Source organism: Bacillus sp. FSL R9-9834, from assembly GCF_038006905.1.
Classification (GTDB): domain Bacteria; phylum Bacillota; class Bacilli; order Bacillales; family Bacillaceae_G; genus Bacillus_A; species Bacillus_A pacificus.
In genome coordinates this window covers 3,201,367-3,222,933 of record NZ_JBBOWD010000001.1, presented here as the reverse complement: position 1 = coordinate 3,222,933, position 21,567 = coordinate 3,201,367, and the positions used below count along the sequence as shown (strand labels likewise).

Sequence of the window (21,567 nt, the reverse complement as noted above, 5' to 3'; positions counted from 1 at the left end):
ATATTGAAGTATTAATAAAAATTACTAGATTAAGTTGAGCATCTAAAATAAAAGGATGAAATTACTAATTATATAGAGAAGAGTTATTTAAGGATTGCCGATAAAATAGAAAAAGAATAAGCAAAACGAACGGTAGAAAATAAGAAAGTACCTTAAAATATAGGATTAACTTTAGTACCGAGAGAAAACGTTGGGAAAAGTTAGACTTGAAAAATAAAACTAACAGCAAGAAGAAAAGACCAAAGAAAAGCACTACCAAAATGTGGTTAAATGGTCGCTTGTTTAGTGACCATTTTTCTATTTAAAGCAGAGGGAGGCTGAGAGATCGCCAGTGTTAAGTTTAGTAATGAAGATCTTAAGAAAACCGAAAATAGAAGATATCGTATGTAACATACAAAACAACGGAGAAGATAAGGAAGCCTTTATCGTTCAGTATCAGCCGTTTATTAGAAAATCAATTTCGTCTGTTTGCCGCCGATATATTACAGAACAGGATGATGAATATAGTATTGGATTGTTTGCGTTTAACGAAGCAATTGAACAGTATTCATATAAAAAAGGGAAATCTTTTCTAGCGTTTGCTGATCTTCTTATAAAAAGAGATGTAATTGACTATATACGCAAGGAGTCTAAGCATAACCGTGTCTTTTTAAAAGAAGATGAGCAAGAGGAAATGTTAGAAATGCAAGTATCGCTTACGGAGTATATGAAAGAGATGGACAATAGTAACCGTAAGGAGGAAATTCTTCATTTTCAAAGTGTGTTAGCTGAGTTTAAAATCACATTTTCAGAGCTTGCGAAAGAATCTCCTAAGCATCGTGACACCCGAGAGCACTTAATAGAAATTGTAAAGATGATTATAAAGGAAGAGGAAATGATGGAGGAGCTGTTCCGAAAGAAAAAGTTACCGCTTAAACGTATTGAACCACGTGTGAGGGTAAGTCGTAAAACGTTGGAAAGACATAGAAAATACATTATTGCAATGTGTATTATTTTTGCAAACAACTATACATATATTCTTGATTACATAAGAGGAGAAAAGCATGATGAATAAAGGAATTGTGATGGATATAAAAAAGCATAGCGTAGTTGTTTTAACACCAAATGGAGAGTTTATTACGTGTAAAAGAAAAGGGGATTCTTGCATGATTGGAGAGGAAATCTCGTTTGAAGAACAAGAACAAAGAGCATCTCGTTTTTCAATCCCTTATTTCTTAAAGCCGGCATCATTACTTGCTGCTTGTTTTCTATGTGGGCTGTTATTTTTCTACAATCAACCAGAAGAAAAGGTGTTTGCTTACGTCTCAGTTGATATAAATCCAAGTTTAGAGGCGAGCGTTACGAAGGATCTTCGTGTTATAGATTTGCGGGCTTGTAATGATGACGGAAGGCGTATTTTAAAAGAAATGAAACGGTGGGAAAATAAGCATCTGCAAGATGTGATACGCACTATTATAAAGCAAAGTCAAGAGGATAAATATTTAACGAATGATAAGCAAGTTATGCTAACAGCTATTGCAAAGGACAAGTCGTTAGAACCACAGTTGGAAAAGGCTATGCTGGAATTAAAGAAAGAATATGAGTTCAAACATATTACAGTCGAATATCAAAGCAGTACGATGCAAATACGGGAGGATGCCAAGAAAGCAGGAGTTGGAACGGGTGTTTATATAAAACAAGAAAATGAGAAGAAAAAGTTGCTTACCCCACCTGCACCGCCGTCTCATCAAGAACAGCAAAAGTCATCTTCTGATGTATCATCGGACGCATCTCCTGTAAAAGAAGAAAGCAACGAGAGGGGAGAGTATATAGAACAACAGCAATCTAAGGCACAACAACCGAAGCAAATAAAAGAAAATAATAGAAATCAACAGGAGAACAACGGAAGAGAATTGCAGCAAGGAAACAACGGAAGAGGGTCCCAAGGAAATACTGGGCACCAGCAAGAGAACAATGGAAGAGGGTCCCAAGGAAATACTGGGCACCAGCAAGAGAACAACGGAAGAGGGTCCCAAGGAAATAATGGGAATCAGGAAGGAAACAATGGAAGAGGGTCCCGGGGAAATACTGGGCACCAGCAAGAGAACAACGGAAGAGGATCGCAAGGGAATAATGGAAATCAGGAAGGAAACAATGGAAGAGGGTCCCAGGGAAATAATGGGAATCGGCAAGGAAACAACGGAAGAGGATCGCAAGGGAATAATGGGAATCAGGAAGGAAACAATGGAAGAGGGTCCCAAGGAAATAATGGGAATCAGCAAGGAAACAACGGAAGAGGATCGCAAGGGAATAATGGGCACCAGCAAGAGAATAATGGAAGAGATTCTCAAGGGAATAGTGGACATAAGCAAGAAAACAATGGAAGAGGATCGCAATAAGGAAAATTCCTACCACATAATATCGAGTGAAAGAAAAATGTATCCCGCTTTAATGGGTAGTAAGACCCCTACCTCAAAATTCAGCGAAAGCAAAGAAGTAAGATGGGGATCAACTGCCCATAAAAGCCCGATTGGTTCAACTAATAATCAGTGGGGGATTCTTTTCATCTGAAAAGATTTTTTATTTTTTTTAAAATGACGGACACAAAATCGTATATCCTTTCGAATTATATATATGGATATCATTAATGTTTATGTAAAAGGGGAGAAAAATATGAAAGAAATGTATGAAGAAATCACTGAAGTATTGAAGGTATTAGCACATCCTGTCCGTTTATCATTAGTAAAAATAATGGTTGCAAAAGGTCCTATTAACGTAACGACAATGTATGAAATGTTACAAATGCCTCAAAGTACAATTAGTCAACATTTATCTAAACTAAAAGCTACTAAAGTCGTTACAGGTACTCGAAAAGGGTTAGAAATTTATTATGAAGTAACGGATAATCGTACAAAAGCGATATTATTAAGCTTGGCTTAATGGATAATTGTTTAAACTTCAAAATGAAGTAAGAAAGACATTCAGCGACTATAATTTTCTTATTAACATCAGCCGTGCGTTGTTGTTAATTTGTTTCATATACTTCTTTATTTGGGTCTTGCCGTATCACTATCAAGCTAATTCTTAAATGGACTATAAACATGAAAGTTTTTTATTAAGGTCTTTTTGTTAGCTTGATAGTGATGTGCCGTTCCCACCAGTATGTAAAGAAGTTGGTAGGTTTTTTAGTCATGTAATCTTTTCATTTGATGATCTTTTCCCCACTCAAATAGTTCATTCATAATTTGCATTAAAGATTTCCCGTATTCGCTTATTGTGTACTCAACCTTTGGTGGTACTTCTTGATATACAGTACGATGGATAATCCCATCAGCTTCAAGTTGCCGAAGTTGTTGAGTCAGAACTTTTTGCGTAATGTTTGGGATTTCTCGCCGGATTTCATTTGTGCGCATTTTTCCATCCATTAAAACACATAAAATATGAACTTTCCATTTTCCGCCGATTACATCGAGTGTCGTTGCAATTGGGCAGTCATCATTTTGATTCATATAACACCTCCACAGGTACTTTAAGGTTCCTATAGCACTTTAAAGTACGTACTTTTCAATTATATGTGACTCATTCATACTAATACGTAAAGGGTTGAATAATTTATAAAGGGGATGGAAGATGATGAAAACACTTGTAATTGTAGCACATCCTGATATTGAAAAATCAAAAATTAATAAAAGATGGATTGAAGAACTTGAGAAATATTCGGATGAAATTACGGTGCATGAATTATATAAAGCGGCACCGAATTGGGAGTTTAATGTGGAAGAGGAACAAAAGCTGTTAGTAGAACACGACCGATATATATTTCAATTTCCGCTATACTGGTACAGCTCACCACCATTATTAAAAAAATGGTTTGACGATGTATTAACATATGGATTTGCTTACGGATCAAAAGGAGATAAAGTGAAGGGGAAAGAATTTGGTGTAGCTATTTCGATAGGTGGATTAGAAAAAGACTATGAAAATAGTGGGATCACGATGGATGAGTTAACAAAACCATTTCAAGCTACATGCTTATATACAGATATGAAATTTATACCTTCGTTTTATTTATACGGTGCTGAATATAAATTAAGTGATGAAGAGATTGATAAAAGCGCACCGGAGTATGTACGATATGTGATGAATAAGGAGTATTCTAATATATAAGAGGGGATAGCCATTTACTTGTTAAGTAGATGGCTATTTTTGTAAAATTTATATTCACTAAGTGTAATCTTTAGTAAATTAATAATTAATCTGGTAAAATAAAAAACCTAACATATATAAAGGGGAGTTTTACTTGAGAACGATGCAAAAATTATTACAAAAAAGAGCAATGCAATCACCAAATTTGGAAGCGCTTGTAGGGGGAGGGAAAAGGTATTCGTTTCAGCAGTATAATGAACGAGTAAATCAGCTTGCACATTATTTGTTACAGAGCGGTGTACAAAGAGGAGATCGTATTGGAATACTATGCAAAAATAATCATCCATTTCCAAGCGTTATGATGGCAAGTTTAAAAATCGGAGCGGTATGTATTCCACTAAATCATCAGCTTACTGCGTATGAATTAGAAACGATTGTAAAAGAAGCAAAATTAAAAGTGTTAGTTATTGATGAAGAGTTCCATGAAGCTTTAAAGATTGATGCTGTTAAAGAAATTCCTTATGTAATTCAAACGACAAAAGAAGGCTTTGGTTCATTTGAATTAACATTACAAGAACAGCCAAGTACAGAGCCGAACGTAGAAGTTCATGAAGATGATGATGCCATTTACTTATTTACTTCAGGAACGACTGGACAAGCAAAAGCATGTGTAATTGGACATAAAAACTTACATCATTATTTTGCAGAGATTGCAGGACAAAGAGAAATTCCGGCAGGAGAACGCTTTTTATCCGTGCATCCATTGTTCCATATGAGTGGCGTGCTTTCTATTTTAAATTGCATTTATCACGGTGTTACGATGATTTTCTTAGCTGATTCGAATCCTACTCTTATTTGGGATAAGATTGAAGAAGAGAAAATTACGACGATGCTTGCATTCCCAGCTGTTTATAGCTATATGCTTGATGAACTAAATAAAAAGGAACGTAACATTTCAACTTTTAAAGTAGCACAAAGCGGTGGAACAAAAGTGCCAGAAACACTCATCCAAAAATATATGGAAAAAGGAATATATATGGTGCAAGGCTATGGTAGTACAGAAGGTTGGGTTGTAACTTCATGGCATCCAATGATGGGAAAAGAAAAGATGTCTTCTGTAGGGAAAACCTTGAAACATGTAGAGGTGAAAATTGTTCATCCAGAAACAGGACATGAACTAACAACAAATGAAGTTGGGGAGATTCATGTAAGGAGTCCATATATGTTTAAAGGGTATTGGAATAATGAAAAGGCGACAAAGAAAGTAGTAAAAGATAATTGGTTTAACATGGGCGATGCTGGCATGATAGATGACGATGGATTCCTGCATATTATGGGAAGATATAAAGACGTTATCATACGCGGTGGTGATAACGTATATCCAGATCAAGTAGAAGATGTTATTCATGAAATACATGGTGTTTTAGAAGTTGCAGTAGTTGGGGTTCCAGATGATTTTTGGGGAGAGGTTCCAACGGCGTATATTGTAAAAGATATGCAAACATTTTTAACGGAAGAAGAAATTATACAGCATTGTAAAGAAAAACTGGCAAGTTATAAAATACCAGAAGTTGTATTTATGGACAAATTACCGAAAAATGCTTTAGGGAAAGTGTTGAAGAGGGAATTAAGAGAAGGTGTACTTGTAAAATAAAAAATGATTAGGTGATGAGGAATCCAGTTATGTATAAAGCATAACTGGATTTTTTGTTTATCAAGAACATAATAATTTACTAGATTTTGTATTTTGTGTAAGATAATAAAGAAAATTCAAATATTAATTAAGGGAAGAGATGTAAATGAAGCTTCCGCTATTACAGGTAGAGACAGAGAGACTTATGATTCGTCCGTTCCAAAATGATGATTATGAAAATTGGTTCGATGGATTTCATAAGAGGTTACCATCGCAGTATAAATATGACGATGGCTATCAAGTTATGGCATCATCAACGAAAGAATGGTTTACGGAATGGATAAGAGGTTTTGATGAAGCAGCACATCGAGATGAGATGTATGTATTAGGTATTTTTCGTAAAGAAGACGGGGCTAATATTGGAAAGCTAGAGCTGATAAAAATTTTACGTATGGACTATCAATGGGCGATGATGGGGTATTCCATACATAATCAATACTGGAAAAATGGATATGGTATTGAAAGTGTGAAAGCTGCGTTATCGTTATTTTTTAATAACCTTCGTTTTCATAGAATTGAATTACATATACATGTTGATAATGAGCCATCCATCCGTCTCGCGGAAAGAGCAGGTTTTTCTTTTGAATGCAAGAGAGAGGCATTTTCTTTAGAGAATGGTAAGTGGATGGATTTTCTTATTTATTTTAAAAATAAGGAGATGAATATATGAGAGTGTTTATTACAGGTGGAAATCGTGGATTAGGATTACAGTTGGTAAAAGTATTTCATGAAAATGGGCATATTGTTTATCCGTTAGTTAGAACTGAGGTTGCGGTAACACAATTGAAGCAAATGTTTAGTTGTAGATGTTTTCCTATATTGGCAGACTTATCACTTGATGAGAGTACGGAGCAAATTAAGAACCAGCTTGCGGAATATACAGGGTATTTGGATCTAGTTATAAATAACGCTGGCATTACTGGAAAGGAGACTGAAGTTTTACATACGAATTCAGAAGAGTTAACGGATGTATTTAATATTCATTGTTTAGGTGTAATTCGAGCTGTAAAAGGTACATATGTAGCTTTAGAGAAATCGGATCATCCGAGAATAATAAATGTGTCCTCTCGATTAGGTTCATTACATAAAATGGCGAACAAAGAGTTTTCGCAAGGTCAGTTTTCCTATTCCTATCGAATTGCTAAAGCTGCACAAAATATGTTAACGCTTTGTCTGCAACAAGAATTTGAAGATAAAGGAATTCGTGTAACTGCCATTCACCCTGGAAAATTAAAGACTGACATTGGTGCTTTTGATGCGAATATGACTCCGGCTGAAGGAGCGCAAAATATATATGATTGGGTAATAGATTCAAATGAGGATGTTTCAGGGAAGTTTATTGAGCCGGGTGTAGGTGAATTAAAGTGGTGATATACGATCTTGCAATCATTCAGAATCTGTTTGGCCCTTCTAAAAAAGTATTAAATGGCTTACCAAATGCAGTAACGATTGAAGAGATCGAAGAAGACGTTTTGTATAACGTACAAACATATAAAGAAAAGATAAGTAGATTTGAAGAGGTTTGTTTTAATTGGGAGTTAAAAAGAGCGAGTATTGTATTAAACAAAAGGTTTAGTAGTTATAACTCAAGCGCAAAAGTGTTACTTGATGCCGGTTTTTCTTTGTATGCCGCAAAGATAGAAGTATGTAGAGAATTGAACAATGTAGAAGAGCTTGAAAGACAATATACATATCGATCAATAGCAGAAGGAACGTTATCGGAAAAAGATTTTAAATATATTTGGGAACAATGTATGTCGGGTTCAGGGAATCAAACTTCAATTTTAACTATCGATGAGCATTTTTATTCAGTGCAAACAGAGTTAGGTAAGGGCTGGGAAAAGTCATGTATTGTTTTTTATGATAAAAATGAGCCGATTGGTATGTCTATACCCCATATAGAAACTGGAACAGAAAGTGAAGGACGATTATTTTACTTTGGGGTAATGCCTTATTATCGCGGGAAAGGAATTGCTTCTCGGTTGCACCTTCAATCGTTGCATATGTTAAAGGAAATTGGGGCTACTTATTACATCGGAAGCACGCATACATCGAACGAAAAGATGCAGAGGATATTTTGGAGAAATCATTGTTCGTTGAAAACGGAGATAGAGCTTTATTATAAAATTTTTAATGAGGGTTAGGAGAAAAGAAAATGAAGACTATAAATGTATTTCATTATGACGCATTTACGAATAAACCGAATATGGGGAATCCAGCAGGTATTGTATTAGAGGCAGATGGATTAACGGAAGAGGAAATGCAAATTATTGCTGAAAAAGTTGGATATAATGAAACAACTTTTGTTCTTTCCTCAGAAGTAGGAGATATAAGAATGCGCTACTTTACACCTGGTTTTGAAATGGATTTATGTGGTCATGGGACAGTAGGGACGCTATATGCCTTGCGCGAAAAAGGTTTATTAGAAGAGAAAAGTAACCTTACGATTGAAACGAAGGCTGGGATTTTACCGATACAAATAGGTGTAAATGAAAATGGAGAAACCTTTATTAAAATGAGGCAGGCAGCACCTCAGTTTAAAGAATTTACAGGTTCAAAAGAAGAATTAGCTCATAGTATCGGTTTAGAAGTAAATGATTTAGATGTAAGTTTACCGATTGTATATGGAAGTACTGGTAATTGGACTGTAATTGTACCGATTAAAAATCTAGATGCGTGTGAGAGAATGAACCCTAATAATGCTGCATTTCCATCAGTATTAAAAGAAATACCTAATGCTTCTATTCACCCAATTTGTCTAGAAACTTATGATGAACAGGCACAAATGCATGGACGTCATTTCTCATCGGCTTATGCTGGAACGATAGAAGATCCAGTGACAGGAACAGCTTCAGGTGTAATGGGGGCGTATTATGCGATGTATTTGGAAAAAGATTTTGACCATGAAATGGAGTTAATTGTTGAACAAGGACAGGAAATACATAAAGATGGTCGTGTAACGGTATATGTAACGAAAGATGAAGGGAATGCGAATTTACAAATTGATATTGCTGGAATAGCGGTGTATGTGAAAGAATTTGAAGTTTCAATATAAAAAAGAAAGCCCGGCATACATCCGGACTTTCATTATCTGTTCAATACTTCAATATACGAAGCATCGCCAGTTGTTCTTAAAGCAGAGCGGAAATTGTTGTTTTCTAACGTTTTAGCGACTTGTTGTAACTGCTGTGCATCATCATGATGGATAAGTAAGCTGTCAGCACCGCTTTCTTCTATATGAATGTGTTCGACATTTCCAATGGCATCATGTACAGCTTTTAAAAATTCAGGTTTCATATTGTCCTCCTATAGGTATGTAACGTTTTTGTTAGTATTTCCTTATTTTTGAAATATAAAAGTAAATGTTTTTTGTTATATTAAGATTTTTAGAAGGAATTCCTTTGTGTTTGTCAAATAATAGTAAAGTTGTCTTTTAAATTGATGGAATCTTCGGTATTAAAGGGTGAGGGAATGGACATTTCAGTAATCGCTGCACAACTAGTTAAGGAGAAAGTGATTTCACATGATCTAAATAGCATAAAAGTGTTGAACGGAGGAACGACAAGTACAGTGTGTTTCAGAAAAGAAAAAGGATTTACTGTAATTCCATTATCATTTTATTAATTGAAAATAAAAAATCAGCTTAATAAAAATATAGGGATAGGGGAAATGATCATGAAAAATTATGTTTGTACAACGTGTGGTGTGCAGTATGCAGCGAGTGTAGAAGAACCGGTGAGTTGTCATATTTGTGATGAAGAAAGGCAATATGTGAATCCGAAAGGACAGTCTTGGACGACGCTAGAAAGCTTACAAACAAGTGATACATATAAAAATGAAATAATCGAAGAGGAAAACGAGCTTTATAGTATTACGACAAAACCAGGGTTTGCGATCGGTCAAACGGCATATGTAGTGAAAACAGAGTCATATCGTTTGCTGTGGGACTGCATTACTTATTTAGATGAAATGACAATTACGAAAATAAAAGAGCTTGGCGGATTAGATGCGATTGCATTGTCTCATCCTCATTATTATTCAACGCAAGTAGAATGGGCAGAGACATTTGATGTACCAATTTACATACATGAAGATGATAAAGAGTGGGTGATGCGCCCGAGTAGTCGTATTATTTATTGGTCTGGTGAGTCTTTACAATTAGCGGATGGATTGGTCATTCATCGTTTAGGTGGTCATTTTAAAGGAGGATCTGTCTTACATTGGGAAGAAGGTAATGACGGAAAAGGAATTTTGTTAACAGGCGATATTATTCAAGTTGTAGCAGATGAGCGATGGGTAAGCTTTATGTACAGCTATCCAAACTTAATTCCATTACCAGCGAGAAAAGTGGAAGAAATGGTGAATCGAGTAAAGCCGTTACAATTTAATCGTTTATACAACGCTTTTCATCGTGTAGTAAAAGAAAATGCAAATGAGGCAGTGGAACGTTCTGCTGAAAGATATATGAAGGCGGTAGAAGGAAAATTATTTCATACATAAAAGGAGAGTTAGACTTTATGAATACGTTAGTATGCTTCGGTGATAGTATTACAGCTGATGAAACGTTTTTTGATGGAACGCCGAGGTTAACACCGCGTTTGCAAGAGATGTTTCCGAATTGGAAGGTGGTAAATGCGGGGGTTCCGGGTGATAATACGTTCGATGCGTTACATAGAATTGAAGAAGATGTATTATCACATAAACCAGATTTCGTAACAGTTTTTCTTGGCACGAATGATGCAGTTTCTTTTTCACAAGGATCATTACAAGTATATAAAGAAAACTTAGAGAAGATTGTGAAGCGGATTTCGTCAGATAAAGTACTGCTTATCAGTCCCGCGCCAGTTGATGAGGAAAGACAGCACAATAGAACAAATAAAGTGCTCGGTCAGTATGCAGATGTGGTAGAGAAAGTGGCGAAAGAAACGGGAAGTCACTTTCTAAATTTGTATGCTGAAATGATTCAAGAACGTGATTATAAAAGGTTTGTAGAAAATGATGAAAAAGATGGTTTGCACTTTGGGATAGAAGGCTATGAGTATGTAGCGAAGTTAATTGGTGAAAAGTTAAAAGGGATTTTATAAAAAAGCAAAGCGATATCGCTTTGCTTTTCGTTGTTTTTTAGTAGTTCAATCTAAAAATGCTTGCTGCAATGCTTTCAGTCCATCACTGTAAATACCATGAAACAGATTTATTGCCTCTTCATCACTAACCTCAACAGGAGTGAACGTACCAAACCACTCTACTAATGATGTTTTACTTTCAGCACCTTCTTTAACCCGGATTGTGGACTCATAATTAATGACTGGGAATGGTGAATTCATGATTGAATACGTGTAGTACCGTTCCTTATCATTGAATACTTCTAAACGTTCTATAATCGTATCACCATCTGGATTAGCTAGGTGACGTACACGACCGCCTTCAGTTAATTTACTGCTAGGTATATAAGGTAACCAGTCTGGAAGGGAGTTGAATCCTCCAATTAATTGCCATACTTGTTCAGGTGAACCGAAAATTTCCATAGATGTAGTAGTGTGTGCCATATTTGTTATGCTCCTTTTTAACCTGAATTTTTTATTTAATATATAATTTATAAATCAAAACTATATACTTTTTATAACTAAACTATATAATAAATATAGAAACGAAAATTTATGAGCAAGGAAGTTGAAGAACATGACATTAACAATGGGCTTTATTGGATTTGGAAAGTCAGCTAACCGCTATCACTTACCTTATGTAAACACACGTAATAATATAAAAATAAAAACGATTTTTGTACGTCAAATAAATGAAGAATTAGTAGCTCCATATGAGGAAAAAGGTGCTAGCTTTACTACTGATTTGGATGAATTGTTGAATGATAAAGAAATCCAAGTAGTGACAGTCTGTACGCCAGCACATACGCATTATGAATTGGCGAAAAAAGTTATACTTGCGGGAAAGTCAGTTATCGTTGAAAAACCATTTTGCGATACAGTAGAACATGCGAAAGAATTGTTAGCTTTAGGACGAGAGAAAGGTGTAGTAGTTATGCCTTACCAAAACCGTCGTTTTGATGGTGATTTTTTAGCAGTGAAGCAAGTTGTGGAACAAGGATTCCTTGGTGATATTGTCGAGATTGAATCACATATTGATTATTTCCGTCCTGGTTCAATCATTCATGAAGCTCCAAAAGAAGAAGGCGCATTTTATAGTTTAGGTATTCATACGATGGACCGTATGATTGCACTGTTTGGCCGTCCAGATACGGTGACATACGATATTCGTAATAATGAAGTGGAAGGTGCGGTTGATAACTATTTTGATGTTAGTCTACATTATGGAAATAAGCTGAAAATTAAACTAAAAACGAACCATGTTGTAGCGAAGGATTATCCGCGTTTTATCGTTCATGGGACAAATGGATCGTTTATTAAATATGGTGAAGACCAGCAGGAAAATGATCTGAAAGCGGGTATTATGCCTGAGAGTGCAGGATTTGGTGAAGATTCGCCGATGTACTATGGGGTTGCTAAATATCGCAATGCAAACGGTGATTGGATTGAAAAACAAATTAAAACGCCGCTTGGTGATTACGGTCGTTTCTATGATGCAGCGTATGAAACAATTGTAAATGGTGCACCAAAGCTTGTGAAAGACGAAGAAGCAATAACGAATATTGAAATTTTAGAAAATGGATTCGCTGCGCCATCACCTTCAGTTTACAAACTGGAGGCTTTACATTTGAATGAATAGAAGAGGGAATACAGCATAAAGGAGGTATGGAAATGGCAAGCGGATCAACACAAGTAAAATACCTCGGCATTTATCAAAAAATGAAACAGAAAATTTTAGATGGCGAATATAAAATCAACGAAAAAATTCCAAGTAGTCCTATACTTGCTGAAGAATTTGGCGTTTCAGTCCTGACAATAAAAAAAGCGCTGGATCTGTTAGTGAGAGACGGATACATCATCCGTCGGCGCGGAAGTGGAACAGTCGTTCAAGATTGGCGTCAACAGGAAAAGGCACGAATGATTCAAACTTTAACAGGTACGAAAGCTGTTTATGGCAGCGAGGTAGAAAGTAAAATTATCGAGTTTACGATTGTCGGAGCTGAGGAAATCATTGCTGAAAAATTGGGCATTTCAGTAGGGGATTTCGTATATAAAATCATTCGCCTTCGTATCATTCACAGTATCCCAACGATTATGGAGCATACATGGATGCCTATTTCGGTCATTCCAGGTGTTGAAGCTTCGGTTTTAGAGGAGTCGATCTACTCATACATTCAAAATAAACTAGGTCTTAAAGTGGGAACATCCGTTGTTAGGGTCAAAGGAATTCGCCCAGATGATAGGGAAAAGCAGTTTATGAACTTAACAAATCAAGATTTTCTAATGAGAGTGGAGCAGGTGGCCTATTTAACGGATGGACGAACTTTTGAATACTCTTATGCTGATCACCTGCCAGAAACCTTTGAATTTGAAACAGTTATTACTGCAAAAAGTTATAAAGAGGTATAAAAAATAGGTTGGGGCACGTATTGCCTCAACCTATTTTTGTGTCTTCAATAACGCTATGGGGGAAATTCACATAAAAAAATGATTAATTACTCCAAGACTTAACATTTGATTAATTGAACTGTAAGGTTTAAAATTACAGTAAGCTTTTTAGAAGTGAGTTGTCATCGTCTGTAAAATGTAGTTTCAACAAATGTATAGAAGAAGCATTTTAAAAGAAATGAATAATAGAGATAAATGAAACATTGCTGAATAACTAACATTACGTGAATTTGATTCTAAACTGTAATTTTTTTTAATACATTTCAGTAACCGATATTTAAAATGTGCATTTCATAAAAAAATTAAAGGAGTGAGTGAAATATGGTGGTTTTATATACAACAGCAAGCTGTAGTTCATGCCGAAAAGCAAAAGCATGGCTGGAGGAGAATCAAATTGATTATACTGAAAAAAATATCGTATCCAACTCTATGACAGTGGATGAACTTAAATCCATTCTTCGTTTAACGGAAGAGGGAGCTACTGAAATTATTTCAACTAGATCCAAAACTTTTCAAGACTTAAATATAAATATAGATGAGCTCTCGCTAAATGAATTTTATACATTAATCATTGAGCATCCGCTAATGTTGCGTCGTCCAATTATGCTGGATGAGAAAAGATTACAGATTGGTTTTAACGAAGAAGAAATTCGCAAATTTTTACCACGTAGCGTCCGAACATTTTTAAATATTGAACTGCAAAAGTTGGCTAATTAACAAGTAATATTTTTTAAGAAAAGTTTTTTGAAAGGAGGAAGCAGAAGATGATTGAAGTATGTGTTACAGTTAATTATAACGATAGAAATTATCAAACAAATGTTATTGTAAGCAAAGATACAGTGTGGAAAAAAATTAAACAGTTGGCAGAAGAACAAGTGAAGAAACAATGGAGTCTTTAAATGTATTGTAACTTAAAAAGCTAAATGAAGTTATGGAATCTATTTCTTTATGCTAAGAGTGGGTCTTATATGTTTTAATGTTTGGCTAATCTATCTGTAATGTTTATAGCTACAGTATGTGAATATAGGAGAAATAATTTTTTTGGATCGTAGGAGGAAAATAATGAGCAGCGACTTTACCTTGGCCATACACAGTTTAACTTATTTAGCTTTACAGCCAGACCGGATGTCAACAAGTAACGCTATTTCAGAAAGTGCAGGTGTTCACCCAGTACGCATTCGCAAAGTGCTAAGTTTGTTAAAAAAACATAAGTTTATACAATCGAAAGAGGGGACTGGTGGCGGTTTTATTTTTGCTCGAGATTTAAGTGAAGTTAACCTTTGGCATATATATCAGATAACCTCTGAAGGTGCGTTGCAGCCTAAGTGTCCTGAGTCAAATAATCAGTGTATTGTAGGTTCAAACATGCGAAAAGTTCTTTTCGCTATTTTCTTAGGTGCGGAAGAACATCTAGGTGAATACTTAAAGAACTATACAATGAAAGAAGTTGTTGATCTTATCAATCAAGAACGTTAAGCGGCTTACTTGTTATATAGAGCCGTAAGTTCTTACTATTTAAATGTAATGGAAAATATTACAGTTTGATTTCGTTTTTATTCCTTGTTTATCGTTACAAAAAATATTGACAAGAAGGTGAAAAAGTATGTTGTCAAATAATAATCATGTTTTAAAAGTGGGAGATTGGGTTCGTGGAATATCAAATGAGGGCGAATTTATAGTTGGTTACATTGTATCACTTGATGAAGTGGAAGATGTAGTTACAGTTAGCATTGTGAAACGCGACGACAAGTACACAAAAAACGAAGCGATTTTACTCTTTAGTAAACATGTTAACAAACTCCCTGAATCAAAGGTAATCAATAAGGAGCAAATCCTTTATCTTATAGACCTTGCATTATTAACAGGAGACGAAGAATGGTTTATCGAGCTTTCTTCAAAATTAAACTCGATAAAAGAGCTAGTTAACGAGAGGTTTTAGAGATTATATGATTTGCTTTTAATAGGTTGAATTGTGCAATAATCAATAATATCATCTCTTTTGTTGCATTTTAATAAAAGAGGTGATTGGTTGTATGAAAATAAAAATAATTAGCATCATATGTTTTCTGAGTTTTTTATTACCCTGTATTCCCACTCAAGCAATTGTAAAAAATAAAGGCTTTGACATAGATTTAACCGGTTATGAAATTTATTCGTTTGGTGATTTTAATCAATTAGGTTATAAAATAACGCCACTTACTCAACTGTTTCTAGGGATAGTCCAAACAGAAGGTGAGTGGATTGATGAACCAAGATTATATATTAAGGGAAATAAAGGTTATTTTCATCTTTGGAAAGCAGACGGTACGAATGTTCTTTATACTGTTGAAAAGAGTGGCGGTTTTTGGAAAATTATAGATGTGAAAAGGAAGGAAATTAACAGAATACCCGTACCAAAACAGTTTTTAAAAGAAGTGGTCATTAATCTCTTATTAGAGCCGATAAGTAAAGAAGTTGAAAACTATTATAAGGAACCAAAACTTTGGTATCGAGGTTCTGAAAAAATACTTGAAATAAAAAATATGAAGTAAACTCTATTTTCTATGTAACTGTTCAAATTCAAACCTTTGAGGGTGCACACAATCCTCCTTATGGAGAGGACACAATTACTTTTCGTATAAAAGGAAATGATGTAAAAACGATTCATTACAAACATAGAGATATTTCTGAAGAAGGATTAAAAAAACTCGAATTAAGATGACGGTGCATTGATTTGTTTGCCCACTCCTCATAACGATAATTATGTCAATGAGCTGCCTGATAGGGGCAGCTCATTTTATTTTTTCGTGTAGCGTAGTTTTTGTAAAATGTTAGCGGTCCTCTTATTGCTATGAATTAAAAAAGTATTTTTCCTAAAAATGTATATGAATGCAATAGTGATAATATATATCCTGAAAATTTGTTTGTACATTCAAAAAGATATTTCTTTTTAACTACGTTAATCATTTATCGGAATATCTTTTTTTGATTAAAATAATTTTTTGACAGAAAAAAATATAAGTATCTTTAAAATGAGTAACTTTGATAAGTATTGTATGACTGTATTTTATTTTAATTCATTCAGTTTTAAGCGCTAGGAACAAGGGTTGTGTACGAACTGTAAAATATTATCCATATAAAATTTTGCTCGCTAAATATTTCTGAAAATATAAAAATATTAATTTTATAAATATACACGTTATAATGAGGGCGTCGAGAGAAATTTTATTATCTCTGGAGAAAATATAAAAAATGCGATTATAAGTAAGAAAGGTGTGTGGTTAGAGGCGAAATGTATGTAAAGTGCTTCAGTGGCTTGTGTAATCAATACCATAAATGCTGCCGAAGCTATGAAAGTGATGTATAGAATTGAGAAAGAAATGCCTCATAAATGAAGAGAGGCCGGTTTAACTAAAATTACTTGTTACAAGTAATTTAGAGAAACCATTAAAGTAATACATTGTTATTAAAAATGTTGCAACGTATTTATGAAATCTATTCTATATTGTTCTCTTAAGCGGTCTTTATATAAGGAGTGGATAGTACGAGTAAACTTTTTTGTTAACGCTAACAATTATATTAGGACGCTATCTAGCGAATGTTTTAATTTGGATTCATTTTGATGAAGGACATACAATGTGGGGCAACTTGTAAGGCATTCATTTTCCGAAAAAGAAAAATATTCGTTAGCTATAAAGAGAGCCGCAGGAATAGATAAAAGGGGGAGTTATTATATGAACGGGAATACTGCAAAGAAAATAGAAGTTCAAGCTGAAAATACCGCACGAAAAAATGAGCAATATGCAGATCCGAAAAAGTGGCATAAGCAGGATACTACATGGGCACTCAGTCTATTTGGAACTGCAATTGGAGCAGGGGTGCTCTTTTTACCGATTAATGCAGGTTCAGGTGGATTATTATCGTTACTACTAATTACATTGCTTGCATATCCAGTTATGTATTACTCACATAGGGCACTTGCTAAAATGATATACGCTTCTAATTCTGCTGATGAGGGGATCACAGGTACAATTAGAGAGTATTTTGGAAATAAAGCGAGTATCATTTTTAACATCGTATATTTCGGTTCAATTTATACAATCGTACTAATGTATTCGGTTGCGCTTACAAACACTGCAAGTAGTTTTATCGTGCATCAATTGCACATGCCAGAACCTCCAAGGGCTATTTTATCACTTGTATTAGTTCTTGGTCTTATCGCTATACTGAATTTTGGTCAAGATATTACTGTAAAAGTCATGAGTATGCTAGTGTATCCTTTCATAGCTTCTCTACTATTTATCGCAATATCTTTAATTCCACAGTGGAATACGTCAATGCTTAGCTTTTCAGCTGTTTCTACTGCTTCAACAGGAACAGGATATTTTGGAACGATATTAATGATTTTACCAATCATTGTATTCTCATTTAATCATTCACCTATGATTTCATCATTTGTTGTGAAACAGAGAGCTACGTATGGAATCGAAGCTACTGATGCGAAATGTGCACAAATACAAAAAGTTTGTTACATCATGACATTCGTTGTAGTTATGTTCTTCGTTTGGAGTAGTGCACTGAGCTTAACTCCAGAGGATTTAAAAATGGCAAAAGAGCAAAACTTATCAATCCTTTCATATCTAGCGAATGAACTTAATTCACCTGTAATTACGATTGCCGCTCCAATCATTGCTTTTGTGGCTATTACAAAATCTTTCCTTGGCCATTATATCGGAGCATTTGAAGTAATGCGTGACATGATTATTAAGTTCGGTCAATCACGTGGAAAAGTAATTGAAGAAAAAACAATTAAGACAATCGTTCTTACTTTTGTTGTATTATCATGCTGGTTTGTTGCTTACACAAATCCAAGTATTCTTGGACTTATTGATTCTTTAAGTGGTCCATTAGTTGCTGCTATCTTATGTCTATTACCGATGTATGCGATTCAAAAAGTACCAGTACTAGCTAAATACAAAGGGAAAATGAGTAACGTATTTGTTATTATTGTAGGTGTACTTACTGTTTTAGCAAGTATTAAATCATTATTCTAATTCACGATTATTAGTTCGAATGAAAAATAGAACGATTTTGGGACAGGCTTCTCCGTTTGGAGGGTCTGTCCTTTTTAATGCGTTACAGTTTTATTTTGTTGCTTTTAGGAGATAATTCCGCATAATTGTAGCTAAGGGAGATGATTTCAGGTTGAGTAAACTGAATGTTAGCACAACGGTTTCGGGAGATATAATTGTTACTCGTCTTATCGGCAAGATTAAAACAGATGATGTGTATGAATGGTTTAATGGTTTCGAGCAAGTTTGTCAGCAATTCATTTCCGAGGGACGGAAATACAAATTGTTGGTAGATAGAAAAGGCTACATACCAGATCATTTTTCTGTTCAAAAAGTATGGAAAGAGAAGTTTTTTAATGAAACGATTTTGAATCACAGTAAGGCAATTGCTTTTCTCCTTGAAGAAGGCGAGATCATGAATTATTTACAACAATCCAATACGAAAGAATCCGTAAAGTTTTTTGATGATTATAGACAAGCATTCCTTTGGTTGAATGAATATCCCATATGAAGTTTTAGCGAACCAGCTGCGTAAGCAATTGGTTTTTTTAGCTTGTAATGTTGTTGATGTCTCTATACGAAATGTTTAGTGCGTATAGCAGCATTTTAAGGGACATACATTTTGAATGCGTTAAATATAATTCTTATTAGCACCAAGAGGAAGAGAGTACTAGTAATATTGAAAGGTCATACGATAGAGTCACATAAATTGAAAAATATCCATGTGGCATAAAGTGAGTAAGGGGGATAAAGATATGAGCAATTCAAATTTGAGTGAAATAAGTAAACAAATTTTAAAAGAGGAGGAAACACTTCAATTTTCCTCTTTTACAAATGAAGATGCCTTACAACTAGGTTTATTTATCGTTGAAACAGCGAAGCAAGAGGGAAAATTGATTGCTGTTGATATAACGAAAAATGGTGTGCAATTATTTCATTTTAAGATGACGGGGACAAATGAGGAAAATACGAAATGGATTGAGCGTAAAAAACGAGTCGTTTCCCTGCATGATCGTAGCTCGTATTATATGCAGGTACAAAGTGAAATAACTGGAGTCTCCTATAATGAAAAATATCTTTTAGATACTTCGGAATACGCTGCATTTGGTGGATGCTTTCCTATCAGAATAAAAAACGTAGGGGTTATTGGAATGATAACCGTTTCAGGATTACCACCAGAAGAAGATCATGAATTGGTTATAAGAGCGGTTAAAAATCAATTGAAGCAATAATAAAAAGGCAAAAACGAACATATTCTTGTTCGTTTTTGCCTTTTTATTATTCATTTTATGTGATGAAGATAATTCTAATAAATAAACAAGTACGAAAAGATAGTACGGAATGGGAAATCTTTAATTCGAGACACTTTACTTGACGATGATAATCTATGTGGTTAATATGATAGATATAAAATAACCTAATTACTTTTAATAATTAAGTTATTTTATTCAAGTGACAGTAGGTAAGTAAGATGTGATGGAAATGCTTTGAATTGCCGCTATTAATATTGGGGACAATTAGAAAGCGAAAGGTATAAAAAGAATTGGAAGTTGCGAATTCTTTGTTTTTTATAAAAACAGGGGCTTCTGTACAATTCATTTTTAAAATATTGACAAGGATTATACAACAAGAGGGGGACTGAAATTGGAATCAATGACCTTTGTTTTATTTGGAGCGACAGGGGACTTAGCGAAACGCAAAATTTACCCCGCACTATATAACTTATATAGAGATCAAAAGCTTCCAAAGCAAATATCCGTTATCGGGCTTGGAAGACGTCAAGTATCTCACGAAGATTTTCAAGAAAGAATAAAAGAATCAATAGAGACGTTTTCTCGTCAGAGGGAAGAAGGTACTCCGGAACTGGAAGGTTTTTTAGATAATTTTCGCTATTGTTCATTAGATGTGAGTAAGCCGGAAGACTATGAGAGATTATTACAAGTCGTTCGTGAAAGGGAAGAAGAACTACATATAAAAGGTAATAGAATGTTCTATCTTTCAGTTGCTCCTGAATTTTTCGAGACGATTGCTTTAAATATTAAGGAAAGCGGACTTGATAAAACAGATGGATGGAAACGCCTGATGATTGAGAAACCGTTTGGGCACGATCTTCAATCTGCTCGTGAGTTGAATGATAAGCTTAGTCGCACGTTTGAAGAAGATGAGATATACCGTATTGATCATTATTTAGGTAAGCCGATGATTCAAAACCTTGAAGCACTAGAGTTTGCAAATCCTGTTCTCCAATCGATTTGGAATAAAGAACATATAGCGAATGTACAAATTACAGCGAGTGAAACAGTTGGGGTTGAAGAAAGAGCAGGATATTATGATCAGGCAGGAGCCATTCGAGATATGGTTCAAAATCATATGTTACAAATATTAATGATGACTGCTATGAATCTGCCGGAAAAGGTTAATGCATGTGAAATTCGAGAGGAAAAGCGAAAGGTAATGGAGACGCTTCGTAAAGTGAAAAAAGAAGACGTTCAAAACCATATCATTCGCGGACAATACGCTTCAGGAGAAATAAAAGGTGAACAAGTTGTAGCATATAAAGAGGAGCCAGGAGTAAATCCTTCTTCTAATATAGACACATTTGTTGCTGCTCGTTTATGGATCGATAATCCATTTTGGACTGACGTTCCCTTCTATATACGAACAGGCAAACGAATGAAAGAAAAGTCTACTCGTATTGTAATCGAATTTAAAAATACGCTAAAACAGCAATACCAAGATAATAATCCAAACGCAGAACCTAACTTATTAATAATTGAAATTAGCCCAGGTGAGAATGTTTCGTTACAGTTAAATAGTAAAAATCCATTGAAAAATGGAGAAATTGAACCGATGCGTATTAACTTTACTTGCGAGCAAGCAGATGTAGGAGTGCCTGAAGCGTATGAAAGACTTATTCATGATGCTGTAAGTGGAGACGCTACATTCTTTGCACATTGGAGAGAAGTTGAATTGTCATGGGAATGGGTACAACCAATTCTTGAAGCATTCGAGGAAAACTTATTACCACTTCATGAATATGAGTCTGGTTCATATGGTCCAGATGCGTCTCATGAATTATTGCAAGAAAGTGGATTTAAATGGTGGTTAGATCAAGAAACGGAAAAATAAGTACTTTCTTTCATGAAAG

24 protein-coding genes and 2 pseudogenes are annotated in these 21,567 nt (G+C 34.8%); 23 read left to right on the top strand and 3 right to left on the bottom strand.

Going from position 1 to position 21,567, the window contains the following annotated elements; all coding sequences use genetic code 11:
• Positions 1-331: 331 nt before the first annotated feature.
• The 3 genes from sigI to MKY00_RS16730 all read left to right on the top strand — a co-directional run bounded on the left by sigI (position 332) and on the right by MKY00_RS16730 (position 2,919).
• Complete coding sequence (gene sigI, locus MKY00_RS16740; RefSeq protein WP_000950303.1) at positions 332-1,054, top strand: RNA polymerase sigma factor SigI; 723 nt, start codon at positions 332-334, stop codon at positions 1,052-1,054.
• On the top strand, positions 1,047-2,378 hold the full coding sequence (locus MKY00_RS16735) for an anti-sigma-I factor RsgI family protein (RefSeq protein WP_316250870.1): 1,332 nt from the start codon (positions 1,047-1,049) through the stop codon (positions 2,376-2,378). Before sigI ends, MKY00_RS16735 begins: the two co-directional genes overlap by 8 nt.
• Positions 2,379-2,652: 274 nt before the next feature.
• Complete coding sequence (locus MKY00_RS16730) at positions 2,653-2,919, top strand: ArsR/SmtB family transcription factor (RefSeq protein WP_000661864.1); 267 nt, start codon at positions 2,653-2,655, stop codon at positions 2,917-2,919.
• A 245-nt stretch (positions 2,920-3,164) separates the two neighbouring features.
• On the opposite strand, the gene MKY00_RS16725 is transcribed toward MKY00_RS16730, so the two are convergent.
• Positions 3,165-3,488 (bottom strand): winged helix-turn-helix transcriptional regulator, encoded by a 324-nt coding sequence (locus MKY00_RS16725; RefSeq protein ID WP_001072964.1) that lies wholly within the window; start codon positions 3,486-3,488, stop codon positions 3,165-3,167.
• A gap of 124 nt (positions 3,489-3,612) precedes the next feature.
• Here MKY00_RS16725 and MKY00_RS16720 point away from each other — a divergent pair, with 124 nt between their 5' ends.
• The 6 genes from MKY00_RS16720 (at position 3,613) to MKY00_RS16695 (ending at position 8,873) form a co-directional block, all read left to right on the top strand.
• Positions 3,613-4,146 carry an NAD(P)H-dependent oxidoreductase gene (locus tag MKY00_RS16720; RefSeq protein WP_029141166.1) on the top strand — a complete coding sequence of 178 codons (534 nt, stop codon included), beginning with the start codon at positions 3,613-3,615 and terminating at the stop codon, positions 4,144-4,146.
• A 133-nt stretch (positions 4,147-4,279) separates the two neighbouring features.
• Positions 4,280-5,779, top strand: a complete 1,500-nt coding sequence (locus MKY00_RS16715) for a class I adenylate-forming enzyme family protein (RefSeq protein ID WP_016718118.1) — start codon at positions 4,280-4,282, stop codon at positions 5,777-5,779.
• Positions 5,780-5,924: 145 nt separating this feature from the next.
• A complete protein-coding gene (locus tag MKY00_RS16710) occupies positions 5,925-6,488 on the top strand; it encodes a GNAT family N-acetyltransferase (protein WP_016718117.1) in 564 nt (187 codons plus the stop codon).
• Positions 6,485-7,189 (top strand): SDR family NAD(P)-dependent oxidoreductase, encoded by a 705-nt coding sequence (locus MKY00_RS16705; protein ID WP_001263473.1) that lies wholly within the window; start codon positions 6,485-6,487, stop codon positions 7,187-7,189. The genes MKY00_RS16710 and MKY00_RS16705 overlap by 4 nt, the downstream gene beginning before the upstream one ends.
• Positions 7,186-7,962 carry a GNAT family N-acetyltransferase gene (locus tag MKY00_RS16700; RefSeq protein ID WP_016718116.1) on the top strand — a complete coding sequence of 259 codons (777 nt, stop codon included), beginning with the start codon at positions 7,186-7,188 and terminating at the stop codon, positions 7,960-7,962. The genes MKY00_RS16705 and MKY00_RS16700 overlap by 4 nt, the downstream gene beginning before the upstream one ends.
• Before the next feature lie 11 nt (positions 7,963-7,973).
• Positions 7,974-8,873 carry a PhzF family phenazine biosynthesis isomerase gene (locus MKY00_RS16695; RefSeq protein WP_016718115.1) on the top strand — a complete coding sequence of 300 codons (900 nt, stop codon included), beginning with the start codon at positions 7,974-7,976 and terminating at the stop codon, positions 8,871-8,873.
• Positions 8,874-8,905: 32 nt separating this feature from the next.
• Here the strand turns inward: MKY00_RS16695 and MKY00_RS16690 are convergent, their stop codons facing one another.
• Complete coding sequence (locus MKY00_RS16690; RefSeq protein WP_000801653.1) at positions 8,906-9,115, bottom strand: hypothetical protein; 210 nt, start codon at positions 9,113-9,115, stop codon at positions 8,906-8,908.
• A 129-nt stretch (positions 9,116-9,244) separates the two neighbouring features.
• On the opposite strand from MKY00_RS16690, the pseudogene MKY00_RS16685 reads away from it, so the two are divergent.
• From MKY00_RS16685 to MKY00_RS16675, 3 genes and pseudogenes are all read left to right on the top strand, one after another.
• Positions 9,245-9,409, top strand: a pseudogene (locus tag MKY00_RS16685) (aminoglycoside phosphotransferase family protein); the annotation flags it as partial.
• A gap of 84 nt (positions 9,410-9,493) precedes the next feature.
• On the top strand, positions 9,494-10,318 hold the full coding sequence (locus MKY00_RS16680) for an MBL fold metallo-hydrolase (protein WP_029141165.1): 825 nt from the start codon (positions 9,494-9,496) through the stop codon (positions 10,316-10,318).
• Positions 10,319-10,335: 17 nt separating this feature from the next.
• Positions 10,336-10,902, top strand: coding sequence for an SGNH/GDSL hydrolase family protein (locus MKY00_RS16675; protein ID WP_016718112.1), 567 nt, complete (start codon positions 10,336-10,338; stop codon positions 10,900-10,902).
• 45 nt (positions 10,903-10,947) lie between these two features.
• Here the strand turns inward: MKY00_RS16675 and MKY00_RS16670 are convergent, their stop codons facing one another.
• Entirely contained in the window at positions 10,948-11,364 is a 417-nt protein-coding gene (locus MKY00_RS16670) for an SRPBCC family protein (RefSeq protein ID WP_016718111.1), read from the bottom strand.
• A gap of 133 nt (positions 11,365-11,497) precedes the next feature.
• On the opposite strand from MKY00_RS16670, the gene MKY00_RS16665 reads away from it, so the two are divergent.
• The 11 genes and pseudogenes from MKY00_RS16665 to zwf all read left to right on the top strand — a co-directional run bounded on the left by MKY00_RS16665 (position 11,498) and on the right by zwf (position 21,548).
• Complete coding sequence (locus tag MKY00_RS16665) at positions 11,498-12,559, top strand: oxidoreductase (protein ID WP_016718110.1); 1,062 nt, start codon at positions 11,498-11,500, stop codon at positions 12,557-12,559.
• Between the two features lie 32 nt (positions 12,560-12,591).
• A complete protein-coding gene (locus MKY00_RS16660; RefSeq protein WP_016718109.1) occupies positions 12,592-13,329 on the top strand; it encodes a GntR family transcriptional regulator in 738 nt (245 codons plus the stop codon).
• 360 nt (positions 13,330-13,689) lie between these two features.
• Positions 13,690-14,085 (top strand): transcriptional regulator SpxA, encoded by a 396-nt coding sequence (gene spxA, locus MKY00_RS16655; RefSeq protein WP_000261188.1) that lies wholly within the window; start codon positions 13,690-13,692, stop codon positions 14,083-14,085.
• A 47-nt stretch (positions 14,086-14,132) separates the two neighbouring features.
• Positions 14,133-14,267: a BA3454 family stress response protein gene (locus MKY00_RS16650; protein WP_000573534.1), complete on the top strand. Its 135-nt coding sequence runs from the start codon at positions 14,133-14,135 to the stop codon at positions 14,265-14,267.
• Positions 14,268-14,430: 163 nt separating this feature from the next.
• Complete coding sequence (gene saiR, locus MKY00_RS16645; protein WP_000093222.1) at positions 14,431-14,844, top strand: Rrf2-family transcriptional regulator SaiR; 414 nt, start codon at positions 14,431-14,433, stop codon at positions 14,842-14,844.
• Positions 14,845-14,971: 127 nt separating this feature from the next.
• Positions 14,972-15,307: an IDEAL domain-containing protein gene (locus MKY00_RS16640; RefSeq protein ID WP_000950600.1), complete on the top strand. Its 336-nt coding sequence runs from the start codon at positions 14,972-14,974 to the stop codon at positions 15,305-15,307.
• Between the two features lie 94 nt (positions 15,308-15,401).
• Positions 15,402-16,069: pseudogene (locus MKY00_RS16635) on the top strand (DUF3888 domain-containing protein).
• A 1,012-nt stretch (positions 16,070-17,081) separates the two neighbouring features.
• Positions 17,082-18,401, top strand: a complete 1,320-nt coding sequence (locus MKY00_RS16630; RefSeq protein WP_001014187.1) for an aromatic amino acid transport family protein — start codon at positions 17,082-17,084, stop codon at positions 18,399-18,401.
• Positions 18,402-18,522: 121 nt separating this feature from the next.
• Entirely contained in the window at positions 18,523-18,930 is a 408-nt protein-coding gene (locus MKY00_RS16625) for an STAS/SEC14 domain-containing protein (RefSeq protein WP_116733382.1), read from the top strand.
• Positions 18,931-19,141: 211 nt separating this feature from the next.
• Positions 19,142-19,651, top strand: coding sequence for a heme-degrading domain-containing protein (locus MKY00_RS16620; protein ID WP_124878316.1), 510 nt, complete (start codon positions 19,142-19,144; stop codon positions 19,649-19,651).
• 412 nt (positions 19,652-20,063) lie between these two features.
• On the top strand, positions 20,064-21,548 hold the full coding sequence (gene zwf / locus MKY00_RS16615) for a glucose-6-phosphate dehydrogenase (protein WP_016718106.1): 1,485 nt from the start codon (positions 20,064-20,066) through the stop codon (positions 21,546-21,548).
• Positions 21,549-21,567 lie beyond the last annotated feature (19 nt).